This window comes from Streptomyces sp. CC53, from assembly GCF_001865245.1.
Classification (GTDB): Bacteria; Actinomycetota; Actinomycetes; order Streptomycetales; family Streptomycetaceae; genus Streptomyces.
Genome location: NZ_MKXB01000224.1, coordinates 1 through 12,480 on the forward strand (window position 1 = coordinate 1; position 12,480 = coordinate 12,480).

Genomic DNA, 12,480 nt, shown 5'->3' on the forward strand with positions numbered 1-12,480 from the left:
CGGCCGCCGCCCGCACCCGGACGCCCGCGCCCACCCGCACGTTCGCCCGGTGGGCGGCCGGCGGCCTGGCCGCCGCCACCACCGTGGCCGCCGCGGCCCTGCCGGTGCCCGGCGGGGGATGGTGGGGCGCCGCCGCGGCAGGGGGCACGGTGACCGCCGGCTTCCTGGCCGTCGGCGCCGTGCGCGCACGGCGGCGGTGACGCGGGGCGGCGGCGTAGCGTCTGCCGCATGAGTGATCGGGGAGAGGGGACACCGTCCCGCACAGACGCCCATGTGCCGCGACCACGGCGCGAGTTGGCGGGGACGGCGGCGGTCGCGGCGGGGGTCGCCACCGGGCCGGGCACACCGGAAGCCACCGGGCCGGGCACACCGGACGGCACCGGCGGCGGCACACCCCCGCCGGGGATGCGGGAAGAGCGGTCCGTACGGGCCGGGCAAGGCGTGCGGGACGGGCGGGGCGCCCGGTGGGGCCGGCCCGGCCGCGCCGCGCCGCGGCCGACCGGGGAAGGGACGGCGGCCCCGCGGGGGGCGGTGCTCACCGCGCTGTGCTTCCTCGTGTGCTGCGGGATCGGCCTCCAGTCCTGGACGGCCCTGCGGGTCGCGGGCTTCGACCTGGGGATATTCGACCAGGCCGTGCGCTCCTACGCCGACTTCGCGCTGCCCCGGTCGGCCATCAAGAACGTGCACCACGAGTTCCCGCCCGGTTTCTCGGTGCTCGGGGACCACTTCTCGCCGGTGCTGGCGCTGCTGGCACCGCTGTACTGGGTGTGGGACGACCCGCGCACCCTGATCGTCGCCCAGGCCGCGCTGTTCGCCGCCGGGGTGCCGGTGGTGCGCCGCATCGCCCGGCACTGCTTCGCGGGCGCCGCGCCCGCGGCCGTACGCCGCGCGGCGGACACGGCGGGCCTCGTGTACGCGCTCGGCTGGCCGTTGGCGAACGCCGCCTACTCCGGCTTCCACGAAGTGGCCTTCGCGGTGCCGGTCACCCTGCTGATGCTGGAGCGGGGCCTGGCCCGCCGCCACGGCACGGCCGCGCTGTGGGCCGCGGTGCTCTGCACGGTCAAGGAGGACATGGGCCTGGTCGTCGGCCTGTTCGGGGCGCTCCTCGCGGTCCGCGCCCACCGCGCGGGCAGCCGCGGCGGGCGGACCACCGGGCTGGTCCTGATGGTGGCGGGCCCCGCGGTGACCGCGGTGGCGGTTCGGTGGTTCCTGCCGGCCATGGGCGGGGTGCCCGGCTACTACTGGTCGTACGGAAGGGTGGGCGCCGACCCGGGCGAGGCGCTGGTGCGGCTGGTCACGGAACCGTGGGCGGTGGCGCTGGTCGCCGTCACCCCCACCGTCAAGGTGGCACTGCTCGCCTGGCTGCTGGGCACCCTGGCGCTGCTGCCGCTCGGCTCGCCGACCTTCCTGCCGGCGCTGCCGCTGCTGGCGGAACGCGTGCTGTCCGACAACCCCAACCACTGGCCGGCGATCCACCACTACGACGCGTTCCTGTGGCCGATCCTGCTGACCGCGGCGCTGGAGACCGCGGGCCGCGTCCACCGGGCCCGCTCCCGGCTGCCGCACCCGCCCGGCCGGGAGCACGCGTCCGGAGCGGGGCAGCCCCCCGGCCTGGGGCGCCCGCCGGGCCCTGAACTCCCGTCCGGCGGGGAGCGGCCACCGCGTCCGGGGCGCCTGCGGGGGACCGGCCGGCTGGCCGGTCACCCCGCCGCGGCCGCGCTGCCCGGAGCGGCGGTCGCCCTCAGCACGGCCGCCACGCTCTTCCTGGGCGCGGGCGTCCTGCTGAACCCGCAGTCCTGGCGGCCCGACCCGGAAGCACGGGCCCTGGTGCAGGCAGCGGAGCTGATACCCGACGGGGCGACGGTCGAGGCGGACAACAACATCGCGCCCCGACTGACGTCCCGTACCGACGTGGTGATCGCGGACGCCACCCCGAGGGGCGCCGACTGGGTCCTGATGCGGGAGGGCCGGCGGTCCTTCCCGTTCCTCAGCGCGGCCGACCAGCGCCGCAGGATCGCCCTGCTCAGGGACCACGGGTACACGGAGACCTGGAGCCGCGACGGCGTCGTCCTCCTGCACCGCACCCGGGCCGAGACCGTGCCGGGCACCCGCCGTCCCGGCCCCGGCAGCGTCCCGGTCAGGGAACGGGTGCCCGCGGACGTGGGCCGCGACCTGTTCCGCCGCTGACCCCGTATCCGGGACACCGCGCCCCGTGACGCGCGGCTGTCGGCAGCCGGCGGGCGGTGAGGGGTGGGCCACCGGTTGCCGGCCGTACCGCCGTGCCGCCGCACCCCCGTCCCGCCCCACCGGCTCCCGGCCGCACCCCCACGGCGATGCGCCGCCGCGCCGGTCACTGCTACACGGCGACGGGGTGGCCGAGCGCGGGGACCGGCTGGTCGAGCCGGAACTCGCGGTGCAGCAGCTCCACGGCCCGCGCGCAGTGCACCTTGGACACCGTGAACGCGGTCCGGATCTGCGAGGTCGACACCGAGTAGGCGTCGATCCCCGACTGCCCGAGCGCGGCCAGCATGCGGCCCGTGGTGAGCGGCCGGCTCAGCAGCCCCGTACCGATCAGGGAGATCTTGGCCACCGGGTCGTGGATCTCCGCGGGGCAGGCGAGCCGGCCCAGCACCTCGCGGAGCGCGGCCACGTGGCGGCGGGCGACGGTGAAGTCCCAGCCGTGGCCGATGTCCCCGTCGCCGACGCGGGACACGAGGTCCACGGGCACGGAGACCTCGGCGAGCGCGGCGAACAGCTCCAGGCCCCGGTGGCTCAGGCCGCCCGGGCGGATCACCACCCGGGCGACCTCCGTGTCGTGGGCGATCGCGGTGGCGGACTGGGCGCTTTCCCACATGTTCTCTCCGGTTTCCTCAGGGACGACGGTGGTGCCGGGCTGGTCGGAGAACGCGGAGCGGACGTGGATGCGCACGCCCGCCCCCGCCGCGATCTCGACGGCCTGCGGGTGCAGGACGGACGCCCCCGAGTAGGCCATCTCCGCCATGAGGCCGCTGCTGATCACGGGCAGCAGCCGGGCCTCGGGTGTGATCCGGGGATCCGCGGTGTGCACGCCCGCGACATCGGTGAGGACCTCGCAGGTGGTCACGCCGAGGGCCGCCGCCAGGGCGACGGCGGTCGTGTCGGAACCGCCGCGGCCGAAGGTGACCACGTCGCCGGCGGCGTCCGCGGCCTGGCCGCCCGCCACGACCGCGACCGTGCGGCGGCGCAGCAGCTCCCGAAGCCGCGTGCCGTCCACGGCGGTGAGCCGTCCGTCGCCGTGCGGACCGGACGCGGCCACACCGGCCTGCGCCCCCGTCAGGGCCGCGGCGGGGACGCCCATGCCGGTGAGGGCGATCGCGAGCAGGGCGGCCGACGCGCCCGGCCCCGTGGCGAGCAACTGGTCCACCTCCCGCGCGGGCGGCGCCGCCGACACGGCCCGGACGTCCGCCTCCAGGACGTCGGCGGTGGAACCGCGTGCCGACACCACCGCGACCACGGGACGGCCGGCGCGGTGGGTGCCGGCGATCCGCTCGGCGACGGCGCGCAGCCGCTCGGGCGTGGTGCCCAGGGACGTGCCGCCGAACTTCATGACGCGGATCGCTTCCGCCGCCGGGGGGACGGCGACTACCGGACTGTGCACGGTGGTTCTCCTTCTCATGTCGTCGAGGCGTCGTCGAGGCATCACAGGGCGCGCCCGAGTGACCGTCGCGCGCGTGGATGGGTGGACGTGGGCGCGCAGCGGCGAGTACCCGCAGCAGAGTGACCGTCGCGCGCGGATGGGTGGGTGGACGGAGGTGGGAGGTGCGTGGCCGGGCGAGGGCGTGGTCGCGCGGTGGCCGAACCGCCGGGGCCTTCACCCCACGACGTCCAGCGCCTGGGCGACGGCGTTCCGTACGGTGATCCCGGCGCGCCCCAGCAGGTACCGTTCGCTGCCCACGAGGTCGACATGGACGTCCGGCACCCCGATGCGCCGCACCCGGGGCCCGCCCGCCTCCGCGAGCACCTCGCACACCGCGCTGCCCAGGCCGCCCACGGCACGGTGGTCCTCGATGGTGACCACCACCTCCGCGCGGGCGCTCGCGGCCAGCAGCGTGTCCCGGTCGAGCGGTTTGACCGTGTGCACGTTGACGTGTCCGGCGCTGACGCCCCGCGCGGCCAGCTCGTGGGCCGCCTCCGCCGCCACGAGGTTCGGGTGCGGGCCCGTGGCGACGAACAGCACCCGGCCGGGTGCCCGCAGCACCCGCGCCCTGCCGAGCACGAACGGGGTGCGTTCCGCGTACGGCGACGGCGTCGCGGGCCCGCCCAGCCGCAGGTAGGCGGGGCCCGGGGTGCGGGCGAGGGCCACCGTCGCCTGCGCGGCCTCCCAGGCGTCGGCCGGCGCCACCACCGTCATGTGCGGCAGCATGCGGAGCGCGCCGAGGTCCTCCAGGGCATGGTGGGCGGGGCCCTCGGAGCCGGCCGAGAACCCCGCGTACGCCCCCACGATCTTGACGGGCAGGTCGGCGCCCGCCACGCCCGTCCTGATCTGCTCGAACGCCCGGCCGACGGCGAACGGGCTCAGCCCGCTCGCGAACACCGGCCGGGCGGCCACCGTCATCCCGGCGGCGACCCCGATCAGGTTCTGCTCGGCGAGGCCGAGGTCCACGTACTGGCGCGGCAGCTCCGCGGCGAACTCCGCCTCCAGGTCCGTGCCCGCGGAAAGGCAGGCCAGCAGCGGGTCCGCACGGCCCAGCGCGAGCAGCGCCGAGGCGTAGGCGTCCCGGCCGGACAGCACCGAGCGGTGCTCCCAGACGTGGTCGAGCACGTCCTCGACGGAGCCACGGACCGCGACACCTGCGCCCCTGCCCGCACCCGTGCCCCTGGCTGCGGCTCTGCCCGGGCCGGTGCCTGTGCCCGGGCCGGTGCCTGCGTCTCTGCCCGGGCCGGTGCCTGCGTCTCTGCCCAGGCCGGAGCCCGTGGCTGCACCCGTGCCCAGGCCCGTGGCTGCGTATCTGCCCGGGCCGGAGCCCGCGCCCCCCGTGCTCATGCTCGTGTCCGCGGCCGTGCCCGTCACGGACGCTCACCCGCCAGGGCGGCGAGGGCCAGCCGGCGCGCCTCCGCGTCGAGGACCGCCGAGTTGCCGCGCCTGGTGTCGTGCAGGCCGGGGACGCCGCGCGCCGCCACGGTGCGGGCGATCACGACCGTCGGCCGCCCCGGCCGGACGGGCCCGTCGAGCGCCCGCCTGATCTGGCCGTGGTCGTGCCCGTCGATCCTCAGCACGTCCCAGCCGAAGCCCGTCCACTTGTCGGCGAGTGGTTCCAGCGCCACGCGGTCCTCGGTGCGGCGGTCGCCCTGCCAGCCGTTGCGGTCCACGACGGCGACGAGGTTGTCGGCGCCGAGGTGGGCCGCGGCCATGGCCGCCTCCCAGGTGGAGCCCTCCTGGAGTTCACCGTCGCCGAGGACCACGAAGGCGCGGTTGTCGTAGCCGTAGCGCCGCCCGGCCAGGGCCACCCCCAGGCCCAGGGACAGGCCGTACCCGGGACCGCCGGCCGCGAAGTCCACACCGGGCAGCCGCCGCAGGGGGTGCCCGGCGAGCCGGCTGCCGTCCTGCCGGTATGTCCCGGGCTCCGCCTCCGGGATCACTCCGGTCGCGGCGAGCGCGGCGTACAGCGCGGCGGAGGCATGGCCCTTGCCGAGGATCAGGTAGTCGCGGTCGCCGGACGAGGCCCCGTCGCCGGTCGGCTGCCGCAGCACCTCGCCGTACAGCACGGCGAGCAGGTCGGCGACGGACAGGCTGCCGCCGAGGCGGGCGCCGCCGGGCGCCCCGCTCATCTCGACGACCCGGCGCCGGATGTCCACGGCGAGCCGGGCGGCCGTGTCCCTCCTCGGTGGCGCGTGTGTGAGCATGCTCGATCCCTCCGAAGCGAAGCCGTCCCCGCGATCAGCCGACGCCATAACAAACCAACTGAGCTGTTTTGTCAATGGCGGCCGCGGCCGGTCGGTCGAGAGGCCGGGCGGTGGGCGGCCTGTGTGGGTCCGCCGGGGGTCTCCGACTCCAGCCGCCGATGACATGCGCTCACCTGGCAAAGGAGGGTGGATCTGAGGTCGGGCGGTCCCCTCGCGGCTGGCCTCGGAGTGAAGCGGGCTCGACTCGCCTTCCGGGATGGCTGGCCATCAGCCCCCCTCCAGCCGCGCAGAGGAAGCCCTTGACAAAACCACGCGGTAGGTTTTTTACTTACCCCGCGCTGCACGCAGCCCGGTGGGGCGGGAGTACTCGTCACCGCCGACCCCCGCCCCGCCGGAGCGGCTCGTGATCCAGCGCAGGCGGTACACGCCCAAGCGCAAGATCCCCAGCCGGGAGATCCTTGACCTGTTCGGTGCGAAGGTGCACCTCGAGGTCGGTGTGGCGGTCATCGCGACCACGACGTACTTCCTTCAGCGGGCCGGCGGAGAGGTCCGCCACGGAGAACGGCGTCCTCGGACTGCATCGCGATCACCGGGGCTCGGGAACAACGAGACCTCGTTGCTGTCGCTCGGCGCGGTGAACGGTCTGGGACAAGGGGACCGGCGGCACCGGGAGCGGTGGAGGGAGACGTGTGGGCGAGTGCGTTTCTCGGCGGGTGTGCCGACCGGTCGCCGGAGACCGACGCTTCTGACGCTGGCGCGTCACGTACGCAGGTCGTGGGCTGCCCCTTGGCGGGCGGGCGGGCGGCAGCGGGGGCGTCCGCAGACCGGGAGGCCACCAGGACGTGTGGTCCGCTGGCCTCAAGGGCGTGACCCAGAAGATCGCTGAAGCCGTCTGGGGGCCACCGGACAGCCCTCTCTGGACAAGAACCAGGACAACGGGATCTGAGGAATGCCGAAGGGCCCCACCGCGAACGGTGGGGCCCTTCGACAAAGTGCCCGGTGAGGCACGGGCGGAGGTCACCCGATGCGAACTCGTGAGGGGTTGCCCCCAACGCGCCTTCCACATGTTCGTACGGGTGTCCGGCTGGGGTCGTACTCGTCCTGACCTGCGGCGGAGCGTTCTGGATAGCTCTCTCCGGACAGCCCCGGACGGGGGTGAATGCAACCAGAACTGCAACCAGGGGAGTCCGGCCGCTGATCACCCCCTGCGCCAGGCGTCGAGTAGTTGTTCGGGTTCGTACGCCGCTTGGAGCCCGGAACAGGTGGTCCCGTTGCGCGAGACCGCCACGAGCGGTACCGGCTCATCGGTGATCGCGGCCCGGTGCTTCTGCAGCGCGGCCAGGTCGTGGTTGTCGAAGGCGGAGTTCTCCAGCCACTTCACCGAGCCGAGGAAAAGCAGTTCTTTGGCCACCGGTTGCCGGTCTGCGCCGACCAGGTCGATCTCGACGTCGTTGCTGCGGGTCCAGTAGCCGCCGATCGCGGGTGCGGCGGGCAGGAGTCCGTCGGGCAGCAGGCGGGCGAGGGATTCCCGGACGAGGGGCTCGACCGCGCGCCCCCGCCAGCTCGTCCACCGCTCCTTGATCCGGCTCAGCGTGAGGTCTCCCCGCATTCGCTCGATCTCCGCCATGTGCGGATCCAGGAACGCGAGCCAGAACCGGAGGTAGGGATCGGCCACGCGGTAGCGGCGTTCCTTCGATGGTCTCAACGAGAGGGGCAGCTCGGCTGCCACCACCCGTTTTTCGGTCAGGACATCAGTGGCTCGGGTGAGAGTGGTGTGGGCGATGCCGCCCGCGGCGCGAGCGATGTTGGTGAAGGTTCTCTCCCCGCTTCCGATGGCCCGCAGGACCTCCCGGCTCATCGCCTGCGGCGGAAACTCGGCGGCCAGTGACCGCTCGGCGGAGACGAGCAGCGCGGAGATGGGGTTGTCCAGCGAGTCGCGGAGGAACTCCCAGGCGTCGGCTCCGGGCCGCCACTCCGCGCAGATCAGCGGAAGTCCGCCCGTGATCAGGGCGGCGTCGAAGGTGGCGGCCGGCTCCAGGTCGAGCATTTCGCTGATATCGGCTGGGTTCAGCGGCCCCACGACCATTTCCCGGCCCCGCTGGTGGAAGGGGCGGTCGTAGCTGTTCAGCGCCTCCATCATCGACAGGTCGGAGCCGACCAGGAGGAGGAGGACGGGTTTGCGGCTGAGCAGGCGGTCCCATGCCCGCTGGAGCATGCCCTCGAAGGCGTCGATGCGGTCCATGAGGTACGGGACCTCGTCCATGACGACCACGCTCGGGCTGTCGTCGGGAAGGATCTCCGCGAGCAGCCTGAATGCCGCGTTCCACTGCTCCGGAGTCTCCTCCGCGAACAGTGCCCGCTCCGGCAGGGTGGATCTGGCGACGGCGTCGAGCAGCTCCGTCAGCTCGTCCTCCGCCGTGCCGCCCGCCGCGGTGAAGAACACGTAGGGCACCTCGGTGCGCCGGAGGAATTCCTCGACGAGGCTGGACTTGCCGACCCGCCGCCGCCCGCGCATGAGGATGCACTGTCCCGGCTTCGCCGCGCCGACGGCATCGTGGACCGACCGCAGGGCGCTGACGAGCACGTTCAGCTCGCGGTCCCGACCGATGAAACGCCGCATTCAAGCCTCCCGCGAGCAATGGTATCGACAGAGATACTATCGTCGCCGATACCAATTCCCTCAATCGAGTGTGGCGCTCATGACACTGTGGATGCGGGAGAGTGTGAAAACGCGCTCGGCGTCCCGAAGGTGGCACCAGGCTTCGAGATAGGGCGGATCGAGGTCCAGGCTGCTGAGGGTGCGCACGGTCTGGCTGCCCGAGGTGGCAAGGTACTCGACGGTGATGGCCTGACCGGTGTCGATGGCGTGGGCGAGCTGGCGGATGTCGCTGTACGGCAGGCGCTTCGCCCACCCCGCGACGATCTCCTCGGTGTCCGTGGCGAAGGGCACTTCCCCGTCGAACGATGTCGGTTCGGGAGTCGTGGCAGGGGCGGCCAGCAGCCGGGTCGCCAACGCGCTCGGGTCGAGGGTGGCGAATTCCTTCGCCGTGCTCGTGGCACCGGTCCGACCGCCGCCCCTCGCCCTGGAGCTGCGCGGAGCCGGAACGGGAGCGGCTGCCCGCCGAGGTCGGGCCTTTTCGATGCGTACCGTTCCCTGGTCGGTCTCGGCGACGGGGGCGTATCCCTCGGCCCGGAGCGCGGCGAGGGTCGTGTCCAGCGGGCTGCGGCTGATCAGCACCGTCGGCGCCAGCTGCCGGAGTCCGAGCTTGGCCAGCCTGCGGTGGGCGGCGAGTTCGGCCAGGAGAGCGGGCTCGTCGCCGTGGAGGACGCAGGCGGCGGGGGCGATGCGCACCCGCCCGTGGCCGCGTGCGGTGTCGGCGACCAGGTACGACAGCGGCTGCGGCAGCGGTCCGGCGGCGACGGAGGCCAGGTCCGCCGTGATGTCCTCGGGGGTACGGCCGACGTCCAGAGCCCGCCGGACGCTGCCGGCGCTGAACCGCCACACCGATGCCGTGCCGCTGGTCTCCCGGTCGGCGACGGAGTCCAGGAGCGAGGTCAGCCGTGCGGACGGGGTGCCGGTGACGACGGCAGTGAGGTCGGCGCCGATCCGGGCTGTCGAGGTGGCCGAGGGCAGGAGCCGTCGGCACTCGATGCCCAGCCCCTCCGCGTCTCCGGTCCGTACGTGGATGCCGATGGAGGACAGAGCACCGCGTGCGAGCACACCGAGGAGTTCGGCCTCGCGGATCACGGTGGCGAACGGCTGTCCGTCCGGCGACGAGTCGGCGAGCGGGCGGTACCAGGCGACCAGGGGCCCCAGATGTGACGCAACCCGCGCGCCCTGTCCTGCCGGGAGCCGCGCGGCCGCATCCAGCAGCCCGTGGGGGGCCTGCACACAGCCGTTGCAAGGCGGTGCGCCGACGAGGGCAGGGAGAGCCTTGTTGTCCTCGTCGCGCGCCTGAGTGGGGGTGAGCGGCAGGTTCCGCCATGCCTGCAGCAGTACGGCGAACTGCTCCGGGGGTTCCTGTCCCGCCCAGGCGTCGTACGCCTCGGTGGGTGCCACGCGATTGCCGTCCCGGCCCAGCAGGCCGGCGGCGTACGCGGTCTCCAGGGTGAGGCGTACGACGGTGTCGTCGGCCTGGGCGGCCTTGCCGATCCGTGCCAGGTCGCGTGCGCCGATCCCGCCGGACTTCAGCCGGGCCGGCGCGGTCGCCGCGCAGGCCGACAGGACCGAGGCGGCACCTCCGGTGAACGCCGAGGCGGCGGCCGACGCCTCGTGGTCGACCTCTCTCGGGGCGACGGGCGCCAATCCCACGGAAGGCGGGACGGGCTGGAACGGGGCGTGCCAGCCGCGCCCGCGCAGCGCGAGCGCCACTTCGGCGGGCATACGGGCCGGGCCGTAGCGGTGGCGGTCCTGGACCAGGAACCCCCGTTCCAGTGCCCATCGACTGTCCGGTTCGGGATCGGGGCCCGGACTCCCGAACATGATGAACCGCGTGGGCCCCGCTGGCCCGGCCCCCGCTCTGCCTTCGAGCAGCTCCCGAGTCGCCGCAGGGGCCTTGGCGATCACAGAGAGGATCCGCTCCGGGTCGCTGTGGTGTTCCACCAGCGCGGACAGCCGCTGCGCCTTGCTGCCCGGCGGCTTGATGCCCAGTGTCGCCAGCATTCCGCGCAGCTCGTCGGAGGTCGTGCCGGCGAGCAGTTCCTCCAGCCGGGCATCCAGACCCAGCGGCGCGTCCCACGCCTGCCGCAGCGGTCCGGCCATGCGGAGCTTCCCCGCGCCGTCCGGCCAGACCAGAGCATGATCGGCCAGAGCCTCCAGTACGGCCTCCAGTTCGGGGATGGTGTCGTCGTCGGCCGCTCCCAGCAGTTCTGCCAGGGCATCGCGCGACGCGGGCGCACGCAGCGCTGCCAGCGCTTCGGCGGCCTGGAGATGCGGCAGCGCGAGCTGCGGCAGGGCGAGTGCCACCGATCCCGAGGCGGCGGGAGGGGACTGCCCGGTCTACCCGAGATATCCGAATCAGGAGTGTGTAAACGCAGCCAGAAATACAACCAGAACACGACGAGAAGCCGAACCGCATAGTGCGGCTCGGCTTCTCGTTTCGCCTGTTCAGGCGGCTGCGGAGGATACGAGATTCGAACTCGTGAGGGGTTGCCCCCAACACGCTTTCCAAGCGTGCGCCCTAGGCCTCTAGGCGAATCCTCCGCCGAGAACATTACATGACTCCGGGGAGTGCTCGCGAACTCGTTGCCAGGCCGGAGGATCGGGTACCCTGGGCGCAGCCCCTCACGTGGCGCTATCTGACTGAACTCCCCCAGGGCCGGAAGGCAGCAAGGGTAGGTCGGCTCTGGCGGGTGCGTGGGGGGCGCTTGCGTGTGTGATCTTGGGCGGGCCGTTTGTCAGCGCGGCCCGATATCGTCGTAGGCGTGTCGTCCCTCGCGCTGTACCGCCGCTATCGCCCCGAGACCTTCGCGGAGGTCATCGGGCAGGAGCATGTCACTGACCCGCTGCAGCAGGCGCTGCGGAACAACCGGGTCAACCACGCGTACCTGTTCAGCGGTCCCCGCGGCTGCGGCAAGACGACCAGTGCCCGCATCCTCGCCCGGTGCCTCAACTGCGAGCAGGGCCCGACGCCCACGCCCTGCGGCGAGTGCCGGTCCTGCCGGGACCTCGCGCGGAACGGGCCGGGGTCCATCGACGTGATCGAGATCGACGCGGCCTCCCACGGCGGCGTCGACGACGCCCGCGACCTGCGGGAGAAGGCGTTCTTCGGCCCCGCGGGCAGCCGGTACAAGATCTACATCATCGACGAGGCGCACATGGTCACCTCGGCGGGCTTCAACGCCCTGCTGAAGGTGGTCGAGGAGCCGCCGGAGCACCTGAAGTTCATCTTCGCCACCACCGAACCCGAGAAGGTCATCGGGACGATCCGGTCGCGGACCCACCACTACCCCTTCCGGCTCGTCCCGCCCGGCACGCTGCGGGACTACCTCGGCCAGGTGTGCGCGCAGGAGGACATCCCCGTCGAGGACGGCGTGCTCCCGCTCGTCGTGCGGGCCGGCGCCGGGTCCGTCCGTGACTCCATGTCCGTCATGGACCAGCTCCTCGCCGGCGCGGGCGAGGACGGCGTCACGTACGCCATGGCGACCTCCCTCCTCGGGTACACCGACGGCTCGCTGCTCGACGCCGTCGTCGAGGCGTTCGCCACCGGTGACGGCGCGGCCGCCTTCGAGGTCGTCGACCGGGTCGTCGAGGGCGGCAACGACCCGCGGCGCTTCGTCGCCGACCTGCTGGAGCGGCTGCGGGACCTCGTGATCCTCGCCGCCGTGCCGGACGCCGCAGAGAAGGGGCTCATCGACGGGCCCGCGGAGGTCGTCGAGCGGATGCAGGCGCAGGCGTCGACGTTCGGTGCCGCCGAGCTCAGCCGGGCTGCCGACCTCGTCAACACCGGGCTCACCGAGATGCGCGGCGCCACCTCGCCGCGGCTCCAGCTGGAGCTGATCTGCGCGCGCGTCCTGCTGCCCGCCGCGTACGACGACGAGCGGTCGCTGCAGGCGCGGCTGGAGCGGCTGGAGCGGCTGGAGCGCGGCGCGCACTTC

At 73.7% G+C, this 12,480-nt stretch carries 8 protein-coding genes, 1 tRNA gene and 1 other RNA gene; 4 read left to right on the forward strand and 6 right to left on the reverse strand.

All coding sequences use genetic code 11. From position 1 onward, the window contains the following. On the forward strand, nt 1–200 hold a 200-nt coding region (locus BJP40_RS34745; RefSeq protein WP_371258711.1), incomplete at its 5' end, for a hypothetical protein. A gap of 28 nt (nt 201–228) precedes the next feature. After that, complete coding sequence (locus tag BJP40_RS29545; protein WP_226962580.1) at nt 229–2,187, forward strand: DUF2079 domain-containing protein; 1,959 nt, start codon at nt 229–231, stop codon at nt 2,185–2,187. A gap of 169 nt (nt 2,188–2,356) precedes the next feature. On the opposite strand, the gene BJP40_RS29550 is transcribed toward BJP40_RS29545, so the two are convergent. The 6 genes from BJP40_RS29550 to BJP40_RS29580 form a co-directional block, all read right to left on the reverse strand. Further along, the gene (locus tag BJP40_RS29550; protein WP_218153242.1) at nt 2,357–3,637 is read right to left on the reverse strand and encodes an aspartate kinase; all 1,281 of its coding nucleotides are present in this window, start codon (nt 3,635–3,637) and stop codon (nt 2,357–2,359) included. A gap of 213 nt (nt 3,638–3,850) precedes the next feature. Then, complete coding sequence (locus BJP40_RS29555; protein ID WP_071283686.1) at nt 3,851–4,801, reverse strand: transketolase family protein; 951 nt, start codon at nt 4,799–4,801, stop codon at nt 3,851–3,853. 245 nt (nt 4,802–5,046) lie between these two features. Beyond that, a complete protein-coding gene (locus BJP40_RS29560; protein WP_079171561.1) occupies nt 5,047–5,883 on the reverse strand; it encodes a 1-deoxy-D-xylulose-5-phosphate synthase N-terminal domain-containing protein in 837 nt (278 codons plus the stop codon). A gap of 1,198 nt (nt 5,884–7,081) precedes the next feature. Further along, the gene (locus BJP40_RS29570; protein WP_071283691.1) at nt 7,082–8,503 is read right to left on the reverse strand and encodes an ATP-binding protein; all 1,422 of its coding nucleotides are present in this window, start codon (nt 8,501–8,503) and stop codon (nt 7,082–7,084) included. A 60-nt stretch (nt 8,504–8,563) separates the two neighbouring features. Then, a complete protein-coding gene (locus BJP40_RS29575) occupies nt 8,564–10,849 on the reverse strand; it encodes a helicase C-terminal domain-containing protein (RefSeq protein WP_079171562.1) in 2,286 nt (761 codons plus the stop codon). Nucleotides 10,850–11,001: 152 nt separating this feature from the next. Beyond that, nucleotides 11,002–11,086 (reverse strand) — tRNA-Ser (locus tag BJP40_RS29580). Between the two features lie 72 nt (nt 11,087–11,158). Here BJP40_RS29580 and ffs point away from each other — a divergent pair. Together ffs and BJP40_RS29590 are read left to right on the forward strand one after the other, a co-directional pair. Next, nucleotides 11,159–11,257, forward strand: an RNA gene (gene ffs, locus BJP40_RS29585) — signal recognition particle sRNA small type. Between the two features lie 50 nt (nt 11,258–11,307). Continuing rightward, a partial coding sequence (locus BJP40_RS29590; RefSeq protein ID WP_143066052.1) for a DNA polymerase III subunit gamma and tau occupies nt 11,308–12,480 on the forward strand: 1,173 nt, incomplete at its 3' end.

What these genes read in the sequence shown, in the direction of transcription:
- BJP40_RS29545 (WP_226962580.1), top strand. Translation starts at nt 229, where the DNA reads ATGAGTGATCGGGGAGAGGGGACACCGTCCCGCACAGACGCCCATGTG.
- BJP40_RS29560 (WP_079171561.1), bottom strand. Translation starts at nt 5,883, where the DNA reads ATGCTCACACACGCGCCACCGAGGAGGGACACGGCCGCCCGGCTCGCC.
- BJP40_RS29570 (WP_071283691.1), bottom strand. Translation starts at nt 8,503, where the DNA reads ATGCGGCGTTTCATCGGTCGGGACCGCGAGCTGAACGTGCTCGTCAGC.